Source organism: Phocaeicola massiliensis B84634 = Timone 84634 = DSM 17679 = JCM 13223 (assembly GCF_000382445.1).
In the GTDB taxonomy this organism is placed as follows: domain Bacteria; phylum Bacteroidota; class Bacteroidia; order Bacteroidales; family Bacteroidaceae; genus Phocaeicola; species Phocaeicola massiliensis.
In genome coordinates this window covers 2,162,723-2,186,319 of sequence record NZ_KB905472.1, presented here as the reverse complement: position 1 = coordinate 2,186,319, position 23,597 = coordinate 2,162,723, and the positions used below count along the sequence as shown (strand labels likewise).

19 protein-coding genes and 2 pseudogenes are annotated in these 23,597 nt (G+C 42.9%); 7 read left to right on the top strand and 14 right to left on the bottom strand.

Features of this window, described 5'->3' with window-relative positions; all coding sequences use genetic code 11:
• Positions 1-16: 16 nt before the first annotated feature.
• The 4 genes from HMPREF1534_RS09805 to rpsA form a co-directional block, all read right to left on the bottom strand.
• On the bottom strand, positions 17-568 hold the full coding sequence (locus HMPREF1534_RS09805) for an RNA polymerase sigma factor (RefSeq protein WP_005940127.1): 552 nt from the start codon (positions 566-568) through the stop codon (positions 17-19).
• Positions 569-588: 20 nt separating this feature from the next.
• Positions 589-1,503 carry a ribonuclease Z gene (locus tag HMPREF1534_RS09810; protein ID WP_005940123.1) on the bottom strand — a complete coding sequence of 305 codons (915 nt, stop codon included), beginning with the start codon at positions 1,501-1,503 and terminating at the stop codon, positions 589-591.
• Between the two features lie 70 nt (positions 1,504-1,573).
• Positions 1,574-2,020 carry a cold-shock protein gene (locus HMPREF1534_RS09815; protein WP_005940121.1) on the bottom strand — a complete coding sequence of 149 codons (447 nt, stop codon included), beginning with the start codon at positions 2,018-2,020 and terminating at the stop codon, positions 1,574-1,576.
• 248 nt (positions 2,021-2,268) lie between these two features.
• The gene (gene rpsA / locus HMPREF1534_RS09820) at positions 2,269-4,065 is read right to left on the bottom strand and encodes a 30S ribosomal protein S1 (RefSeq protein ID WP_005940118.1); all 1,797 of its coding nucleotides are present in this window, start codon (positions 4,063-4,065) and stop codon (positions 2,269-2,271) included.
• Positions 4,066-4,307: 242 nt separating this feature from the next.
• Between rpsA and HMPREF1534_RS09825 the strand changes: the two genes are divergently transcribed.
• Positions 4,308-5,945 carry an ATP-binding response regulator gene (locus HMPREF1534_RS09825; protein WP_018452537.1) on the top strand — a complete coding sequence of 546 codons (1,638 nt, stop codon included), beginning with the start codon at positions 4,308-4,310 and terminating at the stop codon, positions 5,943-5,945.
• Between the two features lie 4 nt (positions 5,946-5,949).
• Here HMPREF1534_RS09825 and HMPREF1534_RS09830 read toward each other — a convergent pair whose 3' ends face one another.
• Genes HMPREF1534_RS09830 through HMPREF1534_RS09840 form a run of 3 tightly spaced genes read right to left on the bottom strand, consistent with a single transcriptional unit; the run spans position 5,950 to position 8,329 of the window.
• Positions 5,950-6,651, bottom strand: coding sequence for an SIMPL domain-containing protein (locus tag HMPREF1534_RS09830; protein ID WP_005940103.1), 702 nt, complete (start codon positions 6,649-6,651; stop codon positions 5,950-5,952).
• Between the two features lie 26 nt (positions 6,652-6,677).
• Complete coding sequence (gene murQ, locus HMPREF1534_RS09835; protein WP_005940100.1) at positions 6,678-7,493, bottom strand: N-acetylmuramic acid 6-phosphate etherase; 816 nt, start codon at positions 7,491-7,493, stop codon at positions 6,678-6,680.
• Complete coding sequence (locus tag HMPREF1534_RS09840; RefSeq protein ID WP_005940098.1) at positions 7,490-8,329, bottom strand: hypothetical protein; 840 nt, start codon at positions 8,327-8,329, stop codon at positions 7,490-7,492. The genes murQ and HMPREF1534_RS09840 overlap by 4 nt, the downstream gene beginning before the upstream one ends.
• Before the next feature lie 457 nt (positions 8,330-8,786).
• Here HMPREF1534_RS09840 and HMPREF1534_RS09845 point away from each other — a divergent pair, with 457 nt between their 5' ends.
• The 5 genes from HMPREF1534_RS09845 to HMPREF1534_RS09865 all read left to right on the top strand — a co-directional run bounded on the left by HMPREF1534_RS09845 (position 8,787) and on the right by HMPREF1534_RS09865 (position 13,511).
• Positions 8,787-8,990, top strand: a complete 204-nt coding sequence (locus HMPREF1534_RS09845) for a helix-turn-helix domain-containing protein (protein ID WP_005940095.1) — start codon at positions 8,787-8,789, stop codon at positions 8,988-8,990.
• A gap of 4 nt (positions 8,991-8,994) precedes the next feature.
• Positions 8,995-10,128: an adenine-specific methyltransferase EcoRI family protein gene (locus HMPREF1534_RS09850; protein WP_005940092.1), complete on the top strand. Its 1,134-nt coding sequence runs from the start codon at positions 8,995-8,997 to the stop codon at positions 10,126-10,128.
• A 366-nt stretch (positions 10,129-10,494) separates the two neighbouring features.
• Complete coding sequence (locus HMPREF1534_RS09855; protein WP_005682029.1) at positions 10,495-11,346, top strand: BRO-N domain-containing protein; 852 nt, start codon at positions 10,495-10,497, stop codon at positions 11,344-11,346.
• Between the two features lie 22 nt (positions 11,347-11,368).
• Entirely contained in the window at positions 11,369-12,541 is a 1,173-nt protein-coding gene (locus tag HMPREF1534_RS09860; protein ID WP_005940089.1) for an HNH endonuclease family protein, read from the top strand.
• A gap of 46 nt (positions 12,542-12,587) precedes the next feature.
• Positions 12,588-13,511 carry a tyrosine-type recombinase/integrase gene (locus HMPREF1534_RS09865; protein WP_005940087.1) on the top strand — a complete coding sequence of 308 codons (924 nt, stop codon included), beginning with the start codon at positions 12,588-12,590 and terminating at the stop codon, positions 13,509-13,511.
• Positions 13,512-13,581: 70 nt separating this feature from the next.
• Here the strand turns inward: HMPREF1534_RS09865 and HMPREF1534_RS09870 are convergent.
• The 4 genes and pseudogenes from HMPREF1534_RS09870 to HMPREF1534_RS09885 all read right to left on the bottom strand — a co-directional run.
• Positions 13,582-14,316, bottom strand: a pseudogene (locus HMPREF1534_RS09870) (mobilization protein); the annotation flags it as partial.
• A pseudogene (locus HMPREF1534_RS09875) lies at positions 14,304-14,462 on the bottom strand (Arm DNA-binding domain-containing protein); the annotation flags it as partial. The pseudogenes HMPREF1534_RS09875 and HMPREF1534_RS09870, both read right to left, overlap by 13 nt.
• A 261-nt stretch (positions 14,463-14,723) precedes the next feature.
• Positions 14,724-15,878 carry a 6-bladed beta-propeller gene (locus HMPREF1534_RS09880; protein WP_005940076.1) on the bottom strand — a complete coding sequence of 385 codons (1,155 nt, stop codon included), beginning with the start codon at positions 15,876-15,878 and terminating at the stop codon, positions 14,724-14,726.
• A 6-nt stretch (positions 15,879-15,884) separates the two neighbouring features.
• Positions 15,885-17,138 carry a hypothetical protein gene (locus HMPREF1534_RS09885; protein ID WP_005940073.1) on the bottom strand — a complete coding sequence of 418 codons (1,254 nt, stop codon included), beginning with the start codon at positions 17,136-17,138 and terminating at the stop codon, positions 15,885-15,887.
• A 1,224-nt stretch (positions 17,139-18,362) separates the two neighbouring features.
• On the opposite strand from HMPREF1534_RS09885, the gene HMPREF1534_RS09890 reads away from it, so the two are divergent.
• Complete coding sequence (locus HMPREF1534_RS09890; protein ID WP_005940066.1) at positions 18,363-20,120, top strand: VapE domain-containing protein; 1,758 nt, start codon at positions 18,363-18,365, stop codon at positions 20,118-20,120.
• Between the two features lie 26 nt (positions 20,121-20,146).
• Here HMPREF1534_RS09890 and HMPREF1534_RS09895 read toward each other — a convergent pair whose 3' ends face one another.
• The 3 genes from HMPREF1534_RS09895 to HMPREF1534_RS09905 form a co-directional block, all read right to left on the bottom strand.
• The gene (locus HMPREF1534_RS09895; protein WP_005940063.1) at positions 20,147-21,433 is read right to left on the bottom strand and encodes a 6-bladed beta-propeller; all 1,287 of its coding nucleotides are present in this window, start codon (positions 21,431-21,433) and stop codon (positions 20,147-20,149) included.
• Between the two features lie 256 nt (positions 21,434-21,689).
• Complete coding sequence (locus HMPREF1534_RS09900; RefSeq protein WP_005940060.1) at positions 21,690-22,247, bottom strand: DUF4251 domain-containing protein; 558 nt, start codon at positions 22,245-22,247, stop codon at positions 21,690-21,692.
• Between the two features lie 70 nt (positions 22,248-22,317).
• Complete coding sequence (locus HMPREF1534_RS09905) at positions 22,318-23,592, bottom strand: MFS transporter (protein ID WP_005940057.1); 1,275 nt, start codon at positions 23,590-23,592, stop codon at positions 22,318-22,320.
• Positions 23,593-23,597: the final 5 nt, after the last annotated feature.

The window sequence follows — 23,597 nt, the reverse complement described above, 5'->3', positions numbered from 1 at the left end:
TTTAATTTGAAAAGGTTTAAAAGCATTCTTTTAAAAAACTCTCTATTTTTTTCACTGCATGGTGATAGGAAGCTTTCAGAGCTCCTACACTTGTACCCAATATCTCGGAAATTTCTTCATACTTCATTTCCTGAAAGTATTTCAGGTTGAAGACTATTCGTTGTTTGTCGGGTAGTGTATGTAATGCTTTTTGGAATAGTCTTTGGGTTTCGTCTCCACTGAAATAACTGTCTCCTTCCAGTTTATTCACCATTTCGGCATCGGCTTCATCGATGGATAACTGGTTATTTGCACGTTGTTTGTTCAGGAAGGTAAGGCATTCATTTAAGGCGATGCGATAGAGCCACGTAGACATTTTAGCTTCGGCACGGAAGTAGTCAATATTTATCCAGGCTTTGATAAATGTATTCTGTAACAGGTCATTGGCATCATCGTGCGAAAGCACCATGCGGCGAATCTGCCAGTATAGCTGCTCGCTATACTGTTTCACGATGCATTCGAATGCTTCCCTTTGTCGTTTGGGATCTTGCAATAATGCTATTATTTCTTTTTCATTATAGGTATCCATGAACCGGTTTTGTGTTTTCTTTATAGTGTAACCTTCAGGTTCTCTTTAGCAAGAAGTGTATTGGGAAATACACTCCTTGCTTCCTGCAATAGAATGTTTTCATCTTCATAACGGGCGGAAAAATGTCCGATGAGTAACTGTTTTACATCTGCGTCGCGAGCTATTTCACCGGCTTGCATGGCAGTAGTGTGAAATGTCTCTTTGGCGCGTTGGGCATCACATTGTGCAAAGGTTGCTTCGTGAAAAAGTAAATTCACCCCTTTTATTTGCTCTATGATAGGGCGATGGAAAATAGTATCCGAACAATAGGCATAGCTGCGGGGCGGAGCAGGCGGAGTAGTCAGACGGTTGTTAGGGATAACAGTACCGTCCGGCAACACATAATCTTCTCCGTTTTTGATACGGTTAAGTTCGAATACGGGAACTTTATAAAAATCAATCATATCCCTGATGATATGGTTGGGTGTCGGTTTTTCCGCAAAAAGGAATCCGCAGGTAGGAATGCGATGACGCAGCGGGATACTGCTGACTGTTACGGAACGGTCTTCATAAACGACTTCGGCTTTTGTGGGGTTAATCAGATGGAATTCCACGTTGTATGCCATTCCTTTGCAGAAATATTCCAGTTGAGGCGTGAGTATCCGTTCGAGGTCGGCATGGCAATGTATATGCAGTGTAGCCGTGCGCCCCACCAGTCCGAACGTAGAGATAAGTCCCATCAGTCCGAAGCAATGGTCACCGTGCAGATGAGATATAAATATATGGTTGAGACGCGTAAACTTCAATTTAGAGCGACGTAATTGTAACTGTGCTCCTTCTCCGCAATCTATCATAAATAACTTTTCACGGATATTCACGACTTGCGAAGAAGCAAAGTGTCTTGTTGTTGGTAATGCCGAACCACAGCCTAATATATGTACTTCAAATTTTTCCATCACTGCAAAGATACTATCTTTTTGGATGAAAAATATAAAAAGGTTGTAAAAACATATACAGCTGTCGGGGTTATTTCTTGTGTTTGATTTCTACGGCATTCATTCCTCGTGGTCCGCGTTCCAGTTTGAAAGTCACTAAATTTCCGTCTGTTACCTCGTCTTGCAGACCGCTTACATGGAAAAAGTACTTCTCTGCATTTTTCAGGTTTTTGATGAAGCCATATCCTTTGGAAGTATTGAAGAATTCTACTCTTCCTTCATATTCGGTTATCACAGGTTCATCTGTTTTACGTGGAGTGGAAACTTCGATAGTGCTGATATCTATTTCCTGAGGCTTTTCATTTGTAGTAGGAGGAGTGTCGGTTATTACACCGTTTTCGTCTACGTATGCTATCATATCTTCGAAAGATGATGTGCCGCTATTCTTCCTTTCTTCTTTCTTTTGTTGTTTTGCTAAACGTTTTTCTTGTTTTTTCTTTTCTAAATCTCTTTTGGTAAATGAAATTGGTTTCGCCATTTGATTCTTTTTAAATTAGTATATACGCGGTATTATATATGAATACTGCATTGAATTAATAAATAGGTAATAAGAAGACGGAGAGAAGTCGTTGTGAAATGCTAGCTCGAAATTTTATTACTTCATAAAGATACGGTTTTTTATCGGATATTCCATAAAAGAGTTTACTTTTTAAGGAATAATGGCATAAAAAAAAGGATGCACCGATTGAGGTACATCCTTTTCTGTGTTATTTTAAAGTAATCTGATTACTTCTTTTTGTTTTCCAACTGTTCTTTCAAAGCAGCCAAAGCATCGATATCGCCCAAAGTTGTAGAAGCAGCCTGGTTCTGGATAGCAGGAGTTTCTTCTCTCTTAGTAGCTTTCTTTGCGTTAGAAGCTGCTTTCTTTTCAGCTCTTTCTTCTGCTTTTGCAGCATCTTCGAAAATACGGCTGTGAGAAAGGATAATTCTCTTAGCATCCTTATTGAATTCAATTACTTTGAATGACAGTTTTTCGTCCAACTGAGCCTGAGAACCGTCTTCTTTTACTAAGTGTTTCGGAGTTGCAAAACCTTCTACACCGTAAGGAAGAGCTACTACAGCACCCTTGTCCAACATTTCGATGATAGTACCTTCGTGTACAGAACCTACAGTGAATACTGTTTCGAATACATCCCAAGGATTTTCTTCGAGTTGTTTGTGACCAAGGCTCAAACGACGGTTTTCTTTGTCGATTTCCAATACCTGAACTTCGATGTCTGCACCGATCTGAGTGAATTCAGAAGGATGTTTCACTTTCTTAGTCCAAGACAAGTCAGAGATGTGGATCAATCCGTCTACACCTTCTTCGATTTCTACGAATACACCGAAGTTAGTGAAGTTACGAACTTTTGCTGTGTGCTTAGAACCTACAGGATACTTTTCTTCGATAGTTTCCCATGGATCTTGTTTCAACTGTTTGATACCCAAAGACATCTTACGTTCGTCACGGTCAAGAGTCAGGATAACAGCTTCTACTTCGTCACCTACCTTCATGAAGTCTTGAGCAGAACGCAAGTGCTGTGACCAAGACATTTCAGATACGTGAATCAAACCTTCTACGCCCGGAGCGATTTCGATGAATGCACCGTAGTCAGCCATAACGACTACTTTACCTTTCACCTTGTCACCTACCTGCAGGTTAGCATCCAAAGCATCCCATGGGTGCGGAGTCAGTTGTTTCAAACCAAGAGCGATACGTTTCTTTTCGTCATCGAAGTCAAGGATAACAACGTTCAACTTCTGGTCGAGTTCTACAACTTCCTTCGGATCGCTTACACGGCCCCAAGACAAGTCAGTGATGTGAATCAAACCGTCTACGCCGCCAAGGTCGATGAATACACCGTAAGAAGTGATATTTTTAACAGTACCTTCGAGTACTTGTCCTTTTTCAAGTTTACCGATGATTTCTTTCTTCTGCTGTTCAAGTTCAGCTTCGATAAGAGCTTTGTGAGAAACAACAACGTTTTTGAATTCCTGGTTGATTTTAACCACTTTGAATTCCATTGTTTTGCCTACAAATACATCGTAGTCGCGGATAGGCTTAACATCAATTTGAGAACCCGGCAAGAATGCTTCGATACCGAATACGTCAACAATCATACCACCCTTAGTGCGGCACTTGATAAAGCCTTTAATGATTTCTTCGTTTTCAAGAGCAGCGTTCACACGATCCCAAGAGCGAGTTGCACGTGCTTTCTTGTGTGACAGGATCAACTGTCCTTTTTTGTCTTCCTGATTTTCAATGTATACTTCTACAGTATCACCTACTTTCAGTTCAGGATTGTAACGGAACTCACTCAAAGGAATGATACCGTCTGATTTGTAGCCGATATTAACAACTACTTCGCGTTTGTTCATTGCGATAACAGTACCGTCCACAACCTCGCGGTCATTTACTTTGTTCAGTGTACTGTCATAAGCTTGTTCAAGAGCTTCGTGGCTCATGCCTGTAACGGCTTCACCGTTTTCATAAGCTTCCCAGTTGAAGTCTTCAACAGGAGCGATGTTTTTTAAATTTTCCATTAATAAAATTGTTAAAATTCTCAGTTAATTACGTTAGACATTATATTGATTATCTAATTTCGGGCGCAAAGATACAATAATTTACTGAATCACAAATAGATTTGAGGCTTTTTCTTTAAATTTGAATATTTAATTGTCTAATTATAAACCGATATTGAATTATGTTCATATCTTTGCGATAATATAAATCTATTTAGCAAATGCTACCATCCATACTATTAGCGGTTGTTGCTTTATTTTTTATGATAAAGTGGTGGCTCGAAACAAAGAAAACAAAAAGTCTGAATAAGGAAGTTCTTGCCCAAAAGAACGAACTTGGTTTAAACAAAGATTTTTCGGATGCCATCTTACGCAATATCGATGCGTACATTGTATTGGCCAATCGTAATTTTCTGGTAGAGAAAACCAATTATTATAGTTTGAACAGTGAAAAGGATGACTGTGTCCTTCACAGGGTGGGGGAATTGCTTCGGTGCAAAAATGCGTTGGATTCCGGTGCATGCGGCACTCACGAGAATTGTAAATCCTGTCCGGTGCGTGCTTCCATCGAAAGGTGTTTTCGCGAAAAAAACAGCTTTTCCCGGTTGGAAGCTCCGATGAGGCTTTATTTGTCGGATGACACTGATAACTACGTGGATTGTGTGGTGAGTGTTTCGGGGGCATATATGGTGCAGAACAGAGATGAAAAGGTGTTGCTGACCGTGAGAGATATTACGCGTTTGAAGAAGGTACAGGAAGAACTGGAGGCGGCCAGGCGGGTGGCGGAAGTGGCAGGTGAACAGAAGACAGCTTTCCTGGCTAATATGAGCCATGAAATTCGGACTCCGCTGAATGCGATAGTTGGTTTCGCGGGATTGTTGTCCAATGCTTCCGAATCCGAACGTAATTCTTATGTTGAGATAATCAAAGGTAATACGAATATGTTGTTGCAGTTGGTTAATGATATTCTGGATATGTCAAAGATAGAGGCGGGGACATTGGAGTTTATTTATTCCGATACGGATGTTAATCAGATAATGCGTGAACTGGAAGGAATTTTCCGGCTGCGTCTGGAAGAGGCTGACAGTCCGGTGCGTATTGTGTTTGAGCCTTGTCTGCCGGTCTGCTTTATTCATACCGAAAAGAACCGGGTGTCACAGGTACTTTCCAATTTTCTGTCGAATGCATTCAAGTATACCAAAGAAGGCAGCATCACTTTAGGATATAAGGTGCGGGAGGATGATATCTACTTCTATGTGCAGGACACGGGAGCCGGCATTCCGGCCGGGAAGGTGGATAAAGTCTTTGAACGTTTCATGAAACTGGATGCCAAAAAGCAGGGCACGGGTTTGGGGTTGTCTATCAGCCGGACCATTATCAAGAAACTGGGCGGTGAGATAGGGGTATTCTCGGAATACGGCAAAGGTTCTACTTTCTGGTTTACCCTGCCGGTGAAACCTTTTGATTTTTTACCTTTGCAGCAACGGACGGAAGACGTTTCGGAAACCGTTGAATTCAATGAAACCGAATACGATGCGGGGGCTGTTCGCCGAACCATTCTGATAGCCGAGGACATGGACGACAATTATCTGCTCTATAAGATTTATCTGGAAAAACACTATGATTTGATCCGTGCCACAAATGGTGAAGAAGCCGTTTCCAAATACCTGGAATGCAATCCGGATATTATTTTGATGGATATAGGCATGCCCGTGGTGGACGGTTATCAGGCAACGGATGCCATTCGCCAACTGTCTTCCGATATCCCCATTGTGGCGGTAACGGCTTTTGCATACGATGAAGACAGAAGAAAAGTAATGTCCAGAGGCTTCAACGGTTATTTATCAAAGCCTCTGAACAAAGATGAACTATTGAAAATGCTTCATAAGATGGGGATCTGATATTTTAATCTTCCAGTGAATAGTCAATGGTAGTCACCACGCGTATTCGTTTGATATAAGGAGTATTGGCATCGCGGTCTTCGATGCTGAATTGTCCTTGATAAGCTCTTTTTATCTTTCCCAGTTCACTGTCCGAGTCTTTGGCAAACTTGATGGCGGCGGCGCGGGCGTTCTTTGTTGCTTCTTCTATCATCTGAGGTTTCACGGCATTGAGCCCTGTAAAGTCATACTGCACATTGTAGCGGTAATCTCCTCCGGTAATGGCGATGCCCTGCTTCAGAAGCTCACTCTGTTCTTTTATCAGATTACGGACAAGTTCCACTTTGTCGGATGTAACAGTGATGACAGTTGTAATATTATAACGGAATTGAATCGGATTACTATTATAACGGTCGGCCTGCAAGTCGATAAGTTCGGGAGCATTGATACTGATTTCCTGCTCCGTGATACCTTTTTGTTTGAGGAAAGTGACGATAGTCTGATTCGTATTATTAATCTTATTATATAAGGCAGGCAAGTCATTTCCCACTTCCTTGTACATCAGAGGCCAAGTAACCTTGTTGGCAGGCACTTCCATTTCAGCCAATCCTTTGACGGTTACTACCCGGTCTTTACCGGCGAAAGTATCCAGTCCGTTTTTGATAAAATACCCCATAATCAGCATACCTATTGCTAAGATAATGGCTTCCGGTTTCCAACTTTTCATGTCTTAATTGTTTTTAGTTATACAATTTATTTCTTATTATAAATGTCCAAGACCTTTTTTACTGAACCATATTTCTGCAACAATTGTTTAGCCTTTTTTTCGTCTAGCTGCAGCTCCTCCATAATCATTCTCATTCCCCGGTCTACCAGTTTTTGGTTGCTTAGTTGCATATTGACCATTCGGTTTCCCTTCACCCTTCCCAGTTTTATCATCACGGAAGTGCTGATCATGTTGAGAATCATTTTTTGCCCTGTGCCGCTTTTCATGCGCGAACTGCCGGTCACAAACTCCGGGCCCACAATCATTTCGATGGGAATATCCACTGCGTGTGAGAGGGGAGAATCAGGATTGCTGCTGATTCCTGCTGTCAGTATGCCTCTTTTCCGTGCCTGTTGCAATGCGCCGATGACATAAGGCGTTGTTCCCGAAGCGGCAATGCCTATCACGGTATCTTTGTCGCTGATGTGGAAAGCCTGCAATTCTTCCCATCCCTTCAACGTATCGTCTTCCGCATTTTCCACCGGATGCCGCAGAGCCGTTTCGCCTCCGGCTATTATACCTATTATATAAGTATCGGGCATACCGAAAGTCGGTGGAATCTCCGAAGCATCCAATACCCCCAGGCGTCCGCTGGTTCCGGCTCCGATATAAAATACCCGTCCGCCTTGCTGCATCCGTTCCACGATGCCTGTTACCAGTCTTTCTATGTGGGGAATACAGGAGCGCACGGCCAAGGCTACTTTTTGGTCTTCCTCATTGATACCTTCCAATAAGCTTCGCACGGACAACTGTTCCAGGTCTTCGTGCAAAGACGGCTGCTCGGTTATTTTAATAAAACTCATATTCTGAAATGATAATTTATCAACCCTTCCATCGGACTCTTTATTATCTTGCCGACTTGAATGCCCAATGCATCGGCTGCTTCTTTCACCTCCGCCCGGAAATGCCATGCGATGGAACCGATAAAATGAACCGGGCAACCGGCATATTCGTACAGCATCACATTTCTTTTGAAGAAATCGGTGAAGCAGGAAAGCAGCAACGCATGAATCTCCGCTCTTTGCCGGTGTGCGGATAAGAAAGGAGTGAGGCTTGCCAGAAAACGGTTGGCAAGCGGCTGCCGATATACTTTGTCCAAGATAAAGGCAGGCGTCAACTCATATTCTTTCAGCAGCAGTTCGCACAAGTCGGGGGGAAGCTGTTTTTTGAGGCAGTCACCCACCAGGCGTTTACCCAGCACGGCTCCGCTTCCTTCGTCCCCCAATATGTACCCCAGTGGAGAAACATTGGAAACAATTTTTTCACCGTCGTACTCGCAGGAATTCGATCCTGTTCCCAATATACAGGCAATGCCTTTCGTGTGTCCGCACAAGGCGCGGGCGGCTCCCGACAAGTCACTTTCCACCGCAACATGGGCGTGTGGGAAACATTCGGTGAGGGCATCTGCTACGATGCATGCCTTTTCGGGCGTGCAGCCGGCGCCATAGAAATAAAGTTCGGTGACGGTGTCTTTTTCCGTCAACTGCGGGAAAAGGTTTTCTGTTATTTGCCGGCTTATTTCTTTGGTGGAAAGATAAAACGGATTGATGCCGGGAGTTTGGACTATCCGGTAATCCGTTTGGCTGTTGCCGATGCACCAATCGGTTTTGGTGGAACCACTGTCTGCTATTACAATCATGGTTACTGGTTAATGGTTATAGTGTACGCAAAGATATGAATAATAATTGAAAGTGAGTGCCGAATCAACAAAACGTGATACAATATGCATTAGATATGAATCAATTATTGAGCGTTTTCCTAGGAATTATTCTATTTTATATTTTTGTCGGTTAGACTTAACCGATTGAGAAATAAACTTTTAGCGAACTATTTGAAAAGTAGCGGTAACGAGTTAGCAACCGTGTGAATTTCAGCGTTTTGCATTACTATGCTGTCAAATAACTCTTTCAAGTGCAAATATAGGGATTTTTTTCGAAAGTACGAACTATCGGTGGCAGTTTTATAAAATCGACTGGCGAAAAAACAAATAGAATTTTCCAAAATAGCTTTGGATAAGCCATTAACGAAATACTTTCTTTTAAGAGCACAGTGGTTTACCCAATAAAATTATATACCTTTGTGACAAGTTAAAGAAGATGTCGCATCGGATAAAAGAAGCATTGATTGAGGTGGGTATTAGTCAAACTGAATTGGCTAAACGACTTGGCAAAGGTTTTAATATGGTCAATCTATACGCCACGAACAGAGTGCAACCGCCTATACCCGTACTATACAGGATAGCGGAAATACTGAATGTGGATGTGCGTACACTTCTTGTACCTAATGAAATAAAAAAATAGACATATGGCAAATACTAATCTAAAAGAAGCTAAGGCGGCTAAGAATGATGAGTTCTATACGCAATTTCATGACATAGAGATTGAAATGAATGCCTATCTTGAATATGACCCGGACGTGTTTAGGGGAAAGACTGTATTGCTTCCTTGTGATGACCCCGAATGGAGCAACTTTACCCGATACTTTGCTGCCAAGTTTGATGAGTTAGGCTTGAAAAAACTGATTTCTACGAGTTATGCGCCGGATAGCAAAAAATACAAAACACCTTATCAGCCCTCTTTGTTTGAGAAAGAAGCGCCTCAATTCGACCCGTCCAAGGCACAGGTGAAAGGTAAGATATTCATCTTGGAACGAGACAAAAGCGGGGACGGACGTATCAATATTGATGACCTCGAATGGAAGTATATGGATGGTGACGGGGATTTCCGAAGCAAAGAAGTTACCGAACTTCGTAATGAAGCGGATTTTATCATCACCAATCCGCCGTTCTCCCTCTTTCGTGAGTTCTTGGCTTGGATTGTGGAAGCTGGGAAGAAGTTTGCTGTAATAGGTAACATGAACGCAATCACTTATAAAGAGGTCTTTCCCTTGATAAAAGATAACAAAGTTTGGTTAGGTGCTACAGGAAATGGAAATGATATGGTTTTTGGCGTTCCTGACGGAGCTAAAGTAGATGAGAAAGACAAGGCTAAAGCTGCAAGATTGGGATATGTCGGTAATTATACCCGATTAGGCAATTCATGTTGGTTTACCAGCATAGAGCATGGTCGTCGTCATGAGCCATTGCCACTGATGAGCATGGCAGACAACCTCCGCTTTTCCAAACATAAGGAACTGAAAGGCAAAGCTGCCTATGACCGCTACGATAATTATGATGCCATTGAAGTACCTTTTACGGATGCCATTCCGTCAGATTATGAAGGAGTGATGGGAGTTCCTATATCCTTTTTGATTAAGTATTGTCCGGAGCAATTTGAAATCTTAGGGATAACCGATAGGCAAAACACATCTTGTTTACGAACGAAAAAGTACACGGATATGGATAGCCCCAAATATAACGACTTAAATGCCCGAAGCGTTATTAAGGTTGGCGAAAAATATATTCCCATGTACGCCCGATTACTCATTCGCAAATTATAATCTGATATGCTTAATAAGAACACGTGCATAGACTTGGGTGTAATATTTCCTGTCAACCATATAATAAGTTTCATTCTGAGGCACTTCGGAATGAAGCAATACTGCCCCGTCATTGAGTTTCGTCACTTTGGATTCTTTTCCATGACGGTCAACCTGGATTTGCTCGGGATAGATTTTAGAGGCACTTCCGAACCACGTCTTTGTTATCCCTAAGATTTCAACTTCCTATATTGAATAAATAATCTTTTAAACACTTCAACATTATGAATATAAGCACTTCTTCCATATACTCCATTAGGGTCTTGGTCTATACCACGATTACAACCTAAGATTTCAACTTAAAAATAAAGACAAAAATATAATATTATGACTCAGCATAATGCCATCAAGCTTTTTGAAACCAAGAAAGTTCGTACTATTTGGGATGACAAAGAAGAAAAATGGTACTTTTCCATAGTGGATGTGGTGGCTGTCCTAACCGATAGCCCTAATCCTCGTAAGTATTGGAGTGTCTTGAAAACACGTTTAAAAAAAGAAGGGAGTGAGTTGACTACAAATTGTAGTCAACTGAAAATGAAATCGGCTGATGGAAAGATGTATTTAACCGATGTCGCAGATACTCAGCAGCTTCTTCGTTTGATTCAGTCTATTCCATCGCCTAAAGCAGAACCGTTCAAGCAATGGATGGCACAAGTGGCGACTGAACGTCTTAACCAAATGCAAGACCCCGAACTCTCTATCAATCAAGCACTGGTGGACTATAAGCGGTTGGGGTATTCGGATAATTGGATTAATCAGCGTCTCAAATCTATAGAGATTCGTAAAGACCTCACGGATGAATGGAAGCGGCACGGATTGCAAGAGGGGGTGCAGTTTGCTACGCTGACCGATATTATTTATCAGACCTGGAGTGACATGACCGCCAAGGAATATAAGCAGTTCAAAGGTCTGAAAAAAGAGAACTTACGTGACAATATGACCAATAAGGAATTGGTGCTAAATATGTTGGCGGAACTTTCCACCAAAGAAATATCTGAAAGTAAAAATCCGGAGACATTTCGGGAACACATGGATGTGGCGGAAGCCGGTGGTGAGATTGCCCGCAATGCCCGTATGGAGTTGGAAGCCAAGACGGGCAAGGCGGTCATCAGTCCGTTGAACGCCAAGACAGGCATTGCGCTCAATTCATCACCGGAAGAAGAAGACACAAAAGAATAATCCTATAAAGTGAATCAATATTATGGAGACAACATTACATACAGAATGGACTGTCGAAGACATCTGTAAAGGGTTTACCTACAACGAATTGGAAGGTAAAGGTCTATTTGGATTGGACGGGCGGCTCACTATCCAACCCGAGTATCAACGCCATTATATCTACAACGATGGGAAACGTGATGTAGCGGTAATAGAATCCCTGCTGAAAGGCTATCCCATCGGACTAATCTATTTCAATCGGACTGTGAACGGACGATTTGAAGTACTTGACGGGCAGCAACGCATCACTTCTATCGGTCGGTTTGTTACAGGTAAATTCGCCATCAAGGATGAAGCGGATAACGTGCAGTATTTCTCGGGATTGCCCGAAGAGCAGCAACAAAAGATTATGCAATCCTCTCTGCTGGTATATGAATGCGAGGGTGAAGAAAAGGAAATAAAAGAGTGGTTTAAGACCATCAATATTGTGGGCATTCCGCTCAAGGAGCAGGAATTGCTCAATGCCATCTATTCGGGCGAGTTCGTAAATGCAGCCAAGCGGGTGTTCAGTAATTCCCAAAATGCGGAAATACAGAAATGGAGTCATTATATCAAGGGAGATGTGAAACGGCAGGATTATCTGGCGGAAGCCCTCCGGTGGATTTGCGACAGTAAGGGGATGAGCATTGATGCCTATATGAGCATACACCGTCACGAGCCTTCCACGGGAGAATTGGAAAGTTATTTCCGTTCTGTGATTGACTGGGTATCGGCTACCTTTACTATGGTAGAGCGTGACATGTGCGGCTTGGAATGGGGACGGCTGTATGAAACGTACCATACCACCCCTTATAGTACCGTCCATGTTACAGAACGGGTAAAAGCCTTGCAAGCGGATGAAAGCGTGCGGTGTCCCCGAAATATTTACGAATATGTACTGGGTGGAGAAGAGGATAGGAAATTACTTGACATCCGTATCTTTGAAGAATCAACCAAGCGGGCTGCTTACAAGCGTCAGACCGAAGCGGCTGAGAAACAGGGAATTTCCAATTGTCCGCTCTGTGCGTTGGGGAATAATGCCAACAAGACCCGTATTTACAAACTTTCGGAAATGGATGCCGACCATGTGACTGCATGGAGCAAGGGAGGGTCAACCAGCATGGAAAATTGTGAGATGCTTTGTAAAACCCATAACCGTTCAAAGGGAAATCGGTAAAAGTGTGTTATTTTGAGAGAGTTAAATCAATTAATTCTCTCAAAATATGAACAATAAAAAAACATTTCACGAAGTTTCCGAGATTTGGTGTGATGCAAAACGTCCGATAGTGAAGCATTCCACCCTATGTGCATATCAGCTTACGTTACAGACACACCTATTGCCACGATTTGGCGCTGCGGAAAATATAACAGAGAAGGATGTCCAGCAGTTTGTGATAGACAAATGTACTTCCGGATTAGCAAGAAAAACAGTCCGGGATATAGTGGCAGTGCTCAAATCTGTTATCAAATATGGGAATAAGCATGGGATTTTCCATTTTGAAGAATGGGAAATCGAATATCCTACCCAAACAGAAAACAAACTGCCGCCAACATTGTCATTAAATCATCAACATATATTGATGCGTCACTTGCTGGAACAGCCCACTCCACAAAATATAGGTGTACTGTTGGCTCTCTGTACCGGAATGAGAATCGGTGAGGTTTGTGCTTTGAAATGGGAAGATGTGGATTTTGCACAAAAGACAGTCATCGTGAAACATACTGTAGGCAGAATATATAACTGTGAGTTGAAATCTACAGAAAGGGTTCACTCTTCCCCCAAAACCAAGAATTCTTGTCGTGAGATTCCTATATCCAAACAACTTTTCCAAGCGTTGAAAATGGTAAGGAAACAATCTCAATCCCCATACGTGGTAGGCACTTCTACACAATCTAAAGAGCCTCGTTCTTATCGTGATTATTTTGGCAGGTTGCTAAAACGATTGGATATTCCCCACTTGGTCTTTCATGGACTTAGGCACACATTTGCGACCCGATGTATTGAAAGCCAGTGTGATTATAAAACTGTCAGCGTCATACTCGGTCACTCAAACGTAGCAACGACACTTAATCTGTACGTTCATCCTAATCTCAATCAAAAGAAACGGTGTATTGATCGTATGAGTAATTTCTTGGGAATAACATGAGTTAGTCTTGGACTCTATATATACATGGGGGACAAAAAATGTCCTCCATGTATGTGATGCGCATGATTGACTATAGCTTGAAGCCTTTATTCTTTTTCTGAATAGGCTTCCAGTCGACATTCTGTTGTAATCGTTCAAATTGTTTCTTGAACCATTCCCCGATATGTAGTCCGTCAATGGCAAGTATCAGCTTTCCATTGTTTGTACCAACTTTGGCAGTAACATCATTCGTCCTGAACTTACGCCTATGCTCATCGGAATAGAGTTCTCCGTTATATGGCAATGGCTTGCCTGTCATTAAATGGGCAGTCTGTTCATGGGTAAAGCCGACAGCAAGGCACAATTTCTCAATACGGAGCATAACACGAAACCAAGGAAACCATTCTGTGGCTTTTATCAACAAGGCGTTAAGCCTTGAGACTTCCGTTTGATGTTTTGTTACCATCTCGTCCTTTTCCAGCAAGTACCGTTGCTGCATTTCCAGCACTTGACGGCTGTAGTCTGCCCGTATGGTCTGTATCTCGGTTTGCAGTGCTTCGATGGTTTCTTCGTGTGTGGCTACCTCCCTATGCAGGGCGGTGTTCTCCCTCTCCAGAGTCTTGACCTTGTTGCTCCCGAAAAGAGAACCGACACTCTCGGCGATGTTGGCGGCTGCGGTCGTGGCTGCCCCTTTCAGCCGTTCGGTCTGTATCTCTTTTTTCGCCCGTTCAAGCTCTTCCCGTGCCGTTTCTTTCCGTTCCTGCAATTCCATCACTTCCGTTTTCAGCTCCTCTGTCTGTCGCTTTATGTCACGGTAGTATTCACGTCCCACAGTCGTGGGGGAACGTCCATCTTGCAACTGAACTGTTTAATCTCGCCGTCCACCGTGATACGGCACATCAGAGGCAGATTGCCGTTGGGCTTCTCGCTGCCTTTCTTCACGTAAAATAAGACCTTGAATGTACTTCGCATACTCACTCCTTTTTTGGTCACAAAATTAGTTATTAGTGAGTTACCGATAACTATGCAAATCGACGCAAAATGCAGAAACAGAACCTTTTAGCAAGAAATCTGCACCTGTTACGGGAGTAATGAAGTGCTAACTGAACTCTTGCACAGTTTGGCTTCATGTTGGCTTTTCGTTGGCTTTGCTCAATAGAAAAACAAAGCGTAACGAACGCTGTATCAGCCAATTCGCTACGCTTTGCTCAAATTTACTTTTTCGCTATGTGTTTATTGTATTCTTCCGAAAAACAAAATATTGTTCCCTTCTTCATCAAAAGAAGAGCGTAATTCTTCCAGTGCTTTGCGCTCTTTATCAGTGCAATTCTCATCGGACAATTTTTCTTCAATCAGTTCTACCAGTTGTAGCGGTTCAAACAGTTCACAATACCAACCATCTTGTGGAATTCCTAATTTATTGACCGGTAAATTTCCCATAAAGTCATTGACTACTTCCGCAAAATAGGCTCTTGTTTCCTCTTTATCTATTAAGACAGTATTGGTTTCAGGCTTCCAGCCGTTTACTTCTTCCATTCCGCTTGGATAGAAATAAATGAGGAAAGAGGAGGGGGTTTCCGTGAGGTCGATGTACCGACCATGGAAATTATTCAGTGCAAAACGAGGATACGTTTTATGGGTTTGAGGATTAAAACGATAAAGAGTATCCGTTTCAAATATATGATAGGTAAATTCCGATGTATTGTTTCCAGCCCAGATTTCATTGTTGAACCCTATAAAGTTACCTTCTTCATCTATGCTGGAAATTAATTTCGAATCATCGTTAATATAAGTCTTTATTCCAGTCGTATCTACGTGTAAATATTGAAAAGTAGGTGAATTAGCAAATTGTAAATGGGTCAAAAGTAATGAACCATCAGGCTGATAGCGTACCTGTCCTTTCACTATGACGGAAACATCTATTGACTGAAGAAATTCTCCTCTGAAATTATATTCCAAGAGTGATTTCCCATAAAACGGTGCAAGGCAAATTTTGTCGAACTTTTCATTGAGTGTAGCACCATATAGCACTTTGTATTCTCCTGGTCCTTGCCCTGTACGTCCAATATTGCAGAGGAATTTTCCTTGATGATTAAACAATTTGAAAGCCTGTTCGTCCAATACGCCAATATAATTGTCAGTGATATATACTCTCCATCCTTTCACTAACGCAGTGTCTGAATTTTCCAATTGAATACACTTAAAGTCTGTGACCCAATTGCTTAACTTTATTTGTCTACTATTTCCCCATTGTTCGGCATCGCAAATAAACAAAGTATCGTTTTCTGTTACTTGATAACTGAGGGCATTGTATCCCTCTTTCTTCCCACACGCACAGCAAAGTAGACAAACGAGGAGAATCACACAGTATAATTTCTTTTTTGACATATATACTTATTTCTTTAGTTTGACAAACATCAGCATTGTATGCTCTTTTTCATTGAAATCTTTAAAGAATTCATTAAGCTGGTCCCTATGTCTTTCATCATGATATACATCACTTCTCATTTGTCTTTGTCTGGATACAGGCTTTTTATTGACTAATTCTGGTATTATTCTACCTTCTTGGTAAAGTGTTTTAGGTAGGGTCTTATGCCTATCTCCCTGCTGGTCGCTGGCGTTTACCATTATTAAGTAATCTCCTGATTGTGCGGATGGAGCAAAAGCAAGACCACCGTCATAATCATTGAATATGCCGAAATGGAAAAGTGCATGCTTGTTTTCATAGTCAAATTTATTCGTCACTTGATATAATTTAGTTGTCTTTTTGTCATAGAACAAATAGTTGGAAAGCCCCCTTGAATGCCCTCCGGCTTTATATTCCGCTATATAATAGAGGGAAGTTTCATAATAGCGGACTACATTCAACTTTTCGGCTAGTGTAGTCGTTATATAATCACTCATGGGTTTTCCCGAATATTCTGTTCTCTGTTCTAAAGGCACTTTCTTAATTTTATTTTCTACTAACAGTGCTTGCAAAGTCATATCATCGTGTACTTTCCAAAGGGTGTCACTATAATCACGGTGGTAATAACATCCATTCTGTCCTCTGAATAAGGATCGGCGCCAATCCATGTTGTTGAAATATGATTTTTCACTTGCTTGGAATTGATTTATATTCGCCTTACGCTCAATTATACTTCCTTTTCCATTGATAAAAAATAATTCGTTCGGATTATTTCCTTCATTGTTTTGACTCATGACAAATAAACTGTCGTTAAGACAAAGGAAAGAATATCTATATCCATCCACTTTTTCTTTTAAATGGATAGTCTGAAGTATATTTCCCTTTAAATCATATTTCCTGATGCATTCATCCATAAATGTATATAGATAGAAATACGATTTATCCGGCAAAAAGTCCATACTTCCTCCTCGTGCCTCTATTTTGTATAATAATTTTCCATAATGATTGAACGTATATAGGTTGAAAAAATCATAAACCAAAATTAGACTGTTAAGATATTCTATACGTGCATTGTTGCTGATACCTTGTTGTTGTAGTTTTACATAAAAAACAGTGTCGGCTATTTCGCTTAATGTAAGCGTATCTTTTTCTATTGGATAATCTGCGGTTAAAGTGATTATTCCGTTTTCTGTCTCTTGTGGATTATTTACTTGTTTTTGTGGAGATTGGCAAGAACACAAATAGAAAATACAGAATAGTATTCCTATTGATGCTTTGTAATGATACTTTCATGTGGTTATTCTTCATTAATATATATGTTCTGCAAAGCTAAGATTTTTTTGTATATTCAAATGGCTTTATGGAAAAAATATTTATTCTTTTAGACCTTTAATTGATTATGAGGTTGTGTATAAACGTTGATGATGCTGTCATTTTGCTAGTAGGGGAGAGGTCGCTCGCCCGAAAACAGCTTACTTTGTGTATTATTTCCAAGGTCGTGACCGTCAATTGTAGTTTTGGCACACCTTCTTTATTATAGCTTGGAGAGAAATACGCACGAGGCTGAATGCTTACGAACATCGTCCCGAATCCTGACATCTATCAATGATTGCATCGTTTCTTCCTTCCTCCTTTCATCTACTGCTGAAACTCCCTGCTGATAGGGGTTCCGGTTGTGAAGGAACATCGTGTCATCCCCCTTTCAGCCTCCTTTTATTTGTAAAACTTCTTCTGGCTTTTGAACTGTTTCGATAACGCTTTCATTTACGGTAGTCTAAAAAGAGGTGTAGAAAGTACACAAGGGAATTACTGAAGGCTGCTTGTGAAAGGACTCGGGAAGCACGGCTGAAAGGAGGATAAGGGGATGTGCTGTCATTCTTAATATACTGATTATCCGTATGTTTCGGGTAAAATGTAAGGATGAACGGAAAAGGAGAAATGACCGACTTGGTGAGGGTGGTTCCATCTTCCCTTACATAAAAAACACCAAGGTCTTTTTGGAAAACCTCCCGATCTTTTCAGAAAACACCAAAGTCTTTTTAAAAAACACCAAAGTCTTTTTAAAAAACACCAAAGTCTTTTTGCAACAGGAGAGTGTATCAAAACGAAACCGGCCTATCCCATCGTCAGCTGTAGGGGCAGGGTTCGCCTGCCCGAAGACACAAAGCAAACTGTTTTCGGGCGAGCAAACCTCGCCCCTACGCACGAAACGACAGCATTATCCACATTTTGAATTCAATTATAAAGTGTGTACGTACGCATCGGGCTACACATACGGTGGCATCAGCCTACACGTATATACGCATCGGGCTACACATATATACGTATAAGCCCACACGTATATATGTCATTGTGTCAGGCTCTGTCATATCCTGTACCGGGGTTTGATTTATTTGTCTTCCCCTCTTGACAAACGCTTTTTCATGTTGTATATTTGTAGTTCGTCAAACCTAAAAAAGTGCCTTATGAATGTATTCGCCACTCTCAAAACAGTCTTCTTCGGAAGCAAATTCCTGTCAACCCCTGTTCCCTCCGACGGAACACCGCGCCGTGACCTCGTATCCGCCCTCAACGGACTGATGCCGCTTTGTCGGACCATTCCCGGTGTGCACCTGGCTGTGGATATCCGCGAGGGCCGGGTGGCGTTGGTGGTGGACTGGACTCCGCGCACCGATGGGAATGCGCTGGCGGGCACTTACCATTATATTGTGTCCGATGAAGACGGAGTGAAGGAAGTAGTCGAATCACAGGTTCTTCCGGCTGAAAACGGCAAGGGCAATTTGTCGGAAAGCAGGAACGAAGCTCCCGGATGCCCGGCAGTCTTAATTGAAAAAACGGAGGAGGAATCCGCACCATCGGGAAGTGCTCGAAAAGAAGCAGGATTAGAATTCTCGAAAGATATTGAAAAGAAAATCGGAGTGATCTCTTCGGAAGGCAATCGAAAAGAAGCCGCGCCGGTATCCTCGAAAGAGGAAGTGAAGAAAGCGAAATCATGTTCCCTGATGCAGGAAGTGACCGCTTTCCTCACCTCCCGCTACCGCTTCCGCTTCAATGTACTTACCGAGGAAACCGAGGTGGCAAACAACATCCCCGACACCCATCTGCGCTACACCAAGGTGGACGAACGGTGGATGAACACGCTCAGCATGGAGGCCATTGAAACAGGCATAGACTGCTGGGACAGAGACATCCAACGCTTTGTGCGCTCGCGCCGCATCAGCGAATACCATCCCTTTACCGCTTACTTTGAGCAGCTCCCCGAATGGGACGGCACCGACCGGGTATCCGCACTCGCCCGCCGGGTGTCCGACAACCCGGTATGGGTAAACGGTTTCCACCGCTGGATGCTGGGGCTCTCCGCCCAATGGATGCAGTTCCGACCGGATACCAACTGCGCCAACCGCGCCAACAATGCCAACAGTGCTAACAATACCAGCAGTATCAACCGCGCCAACAGCGTAGCTCCCCTGCTGGTGAGCAGCCGACAAGGACTGGGGAAAAGTACGTTCTGCCGCCTGCTGATGCCCGATGCACTGAAAGCCTACTATACAGAAAGTTACGACCTCAGCTCTCCGGCATCCGCCGAAGCCAAGTTAGCTGCCTACGGCCTGATTAATCTGGATGAATTCGACAAACTCAGCGCATCCAAAATGCCTCTGCTGAAGAACCTGATGCAAGCCTCCGCACTGAACATCCGCAAGGCCTACAAACGCAGTGCGTCGGCACTGCCCCGCATCGCCTCGTTCATTGGCACCAGCAACCGGGAGGACCTGCTGGTAGACCGCACCGGCTCACGCCGCTTCCTCTGTGTCAGTCTGGAACACGCCATAGACTGCACCACGCCCGTAGAGCATGAGCAGTTGTATGCCCAGCTCAAAGCGGAACTCCTGTCCGGCGAACGAAGCTGGTTCAACAAGGAAGAAGAGCAGGCTATCCAGCAGCACAACGCCCTGTTCTACAAACACATACCCGAAGAGGAGGTGTTCCGCCTCTGTTTCCGCTTTGCCACCCAAGAGGACCATCCGCAGGAGGTGCTGACCCTTTCCGCCACCCAATTATTCGAGCGGATGAAGTCTGCCCACCCTTCGGTCATGAGGGGCATGACCGCCTACAGCCTGAGCCGCATCCTGCCCCAGTTGGGCGAGCGGGTGCATACCGCCAAGGGGAATGTGTACCGGGTGGTGGCATGTGACAATAGCATGGCATTGGTAACCATTGAATAATCGATAAAATGCTGTCCGTCTTTATGTTAATCTTTCAGTTTATAAATAGCTAGAATCGGATTATCATCCGGTCCCATTGAGTCAATCAGTTCCAAGAGTTGCTGACGCTTTTCGGGGAATTTCACGTTCGTGGATTCGGATACTATCTTTCTGATTTCATCCATATTGTCTTGGGTGATACAGATTGCAAACTGGTTTTCACTGATGAAATCCATTGCACGGAGGTGGTTGGAACAACCGTCAATGTCGTTGGTGATGCCGGCAGCAGACACAATACACCAGTCATAAGCATCAGTTGGAATGGCAATATTTACTATTTCAGCATCCTGCTTCCATGTTTTTATCTCTTTGCTTTTTTTGTCGTATCTGAAAAACCATGCCTCTTGTTCCAAGCCGAAACTGCCCAACAGATAGTTCTTTGTTTCCCAAAAGCTATAGAATATAATATAATGTTTCCATTCGACGCTGACCTTTAGTTGAAGCGGACGTTTGTATTTTCCTAAAGATAAGAAATATCTGGGACGGATGGTGTCATTGATGGCTGCATAGATGGTGTCCGTGAAAAAAGAATAGACATTGGGATGATTCTTATAGGTCCATGCTACAGCCCAATTTGCATTCGGTTTGTTTCTGTGGTCAAATCCGGTATAGTCCACATCCGGTGTTTGCTCTTGGATGATATTTCCATCAAAATCCTGAATGGTCATATCACACATTAAATATTTACCATCCCAATTACTATAAAAAGGAAAGTGGATTACTCTATTGTCGCCAATGTAATAATCCCTTGCAGCGGTATGTGGTTTGTTCAAGGGAATACATTTCACAAACTTTCCGTCTTTGATTTTATGAACGAAAAGCTCATTCCGATAAGTAGAAGATATATAGACTAAGCTGTCTCTAGCTACAACACCAATGGGCCAATGCATTTCTCCGGGTCCTTGCCCTGATTTACCGATTGTACGGATAAACTTACCCGTAAAACGGTCGAACATAAAAATATGAGGAGGAGGTGTCGTATTGCCAGAACTGCTATAAAAGATGGCACTGTCGGACACATAGCCTCTATTCATTGCTCCAACCAGACCATTGTCTGCCGTCTCCAGTTTTACATATTCCACATCCTCCACAATATCACTCAGAAGTAAGGAGTCACTGCATGGCTTCAGGTTGTTTGCCAAATCGATTACTCTGAAGAGCGTATCTTCGTTCACTTCCGGTTCGTCTGTTGCTATTGCGGCAGATTGAGAGGGTTTATTGTTGCAAGAGAGCAACATGAAAAATCCTATGCACAGGGTTAACAGGTGTTTCATAGTGTATAGTTGTATAAGTGTGTTTTTTCATTTGTAGATACTTATTGTAGTATTAAAATGATAAGCAAGTATAGGACTTATTTGGGGCATTTCCAAATTTTCTTAGAATTATTTGATAACGGTGAAAGAACTGCTACTGCCACCACTTGGATAAGTCGTTTATTGATAGGATGTTGTATGTGATAAGCATCCTATGGTGGCAGCAGTGACAGTAGAAATGAAAAACTCGGTTGAGGCTGAATTTAGGAAAAATCTGTCAATAAGACCTTCCTTTGAATACGCTTGATTTATCCAATGGCAACAGAGTGCCTGATAAGGTAAGTCTGTTGGAATGAAAATTAGGAAGAATATCCACTGTTGCATTGTTGCCGCCATTGGCCAGTGAAATATTGACTTGGGCAGAAATACCTACACCTGTGATATTCATTGCCAGACGGATGTTGCCTTTTTTGTCTGTGGTCACTTTGTAGCCGGACACATTGCCGTCTACAGTTACTCCACCCAAGCCATTGGGACCGCTTACAGGTATATTGAAAGCTACCTGTACGGAGCCTTTATTACCATTGACTGTCACAAAATTTGTGTTTGAAGAGACAAATGCAGTTCTGCCCCGTTTAAAGATAACCTGATCCGCTTCCAGGGTAAAGCTTTTGTTTTCTATGGCTTGTTTGGCTTCTTCAAACAATGCCTGCTCCATGGCTCTTTTAGCTTCCTTTCGTTCTTGACGACTCAGCTTTTTTTCAGATGTTTGTGCTTGTGCGTATCCTACGCAGCCAAACAATACAACTGATACCAATAAAATAATTTTTTTCATATATCTTCTGTTTTATATGTTATCGTCTGAAAAGGAAACAATGCAATGGCTTGTATTGTTGAATTTAACATTAACTTTTTAAGGTTTTCTTTCCAAATTCGGGATGAATCTTCAGCAAAGCCGTGACTCCGAATGTGGCGATGCAACATATCATAATCCAAATAAAAAAGTGGTTGTATCCCAAGTGCTCTTGCAGCCATCCGGCAGCCATTCCCGGAATCATCATGCCAAGTGCCATAAAAGCGGTACAGATGGCATAGTGTGCCGTCTTGTGCTCGCCGTCGGCAAAGTAAATGAGGTAGAGCATGTAGGCTGTGAATCCGAAACCGTATCCGAACTGTTCGATGAAGATGCAAATGTTGACAAACAACAAGGAATCCGGTTGTGCATAGCTGAGGTATACATAAACAAAATCAGGTAACGAGATAGCCCATACCATGGGCCAAAGCCAGCGTTTAAGACCTCCCCGGGCTACGGCAATGCCTCCCAAAATGCCTCCTAACGTAAGTCCTATGATACCGACTGTTCCTTGCACGAATCCTACTTCTTCGGTAGTAAGTCCCAAGCCTCCTTTTTCTATCGGGTCGAGAAAGAAGGGGATTCCCATTTTGGCTAATTGGGCTTCGGGAAGTCGGTATAGCAGCATGAATGCAATGGCAACGGTGGCGTGTTTTTTTTGGAAGAAGGTGGTAAAGGTGGTAAAGAATTCTTTCATCAACCCGGAAGCGGATACTTCTTTTGCCGGATGGTCGGCAGCCGGATGGGGGAGGATGAAACGATGGTAAAGCCACACGGCAAGAAAGATGCCGGCAAGCACAAAGAAGGTGATGGACCACGCGTATGGAATGTTGCCTGTCACCGTTTCCAGCCTGCCTGCCAGCATGATGAGCAGCCCTTGTCCGGCAATGGTGGCAATACGGTAGAAGGTGCTGCGGATACCTACAAACAGTGCTTGCTCGTGAGAATCGAGCGCCAGCATGTAAAATCCGTCGGCAGCAATGTCGTGTGTGGCAGAACTGAAGGCGAGCAGCCAGAACAGGGCGAGCGTCAGTTGAAAGAAATATTCTGTGGGGATGGTAAAGGCAATACCTGCCAGTCCTGCACCGATGAGCATCTGCATGGTGACAATCCACCGGCGTTTGGTCTTGATGAGGTCGATGAACGGACTCCACAGTGGTTTGATGACCCAGGGCAGGTTGAGCCAGCCGGTATAGAAGGCCAGCTCGGTATTGCTGATGCCCAGCCTTTTATACATGACAAGCGAGATGATGGTCACTGCCACGTATGGCAATCCTTGCGCAAAGTAGAGGGTGGGAATCCATGCCCACGGTGATGTCTTTTTCATGATTA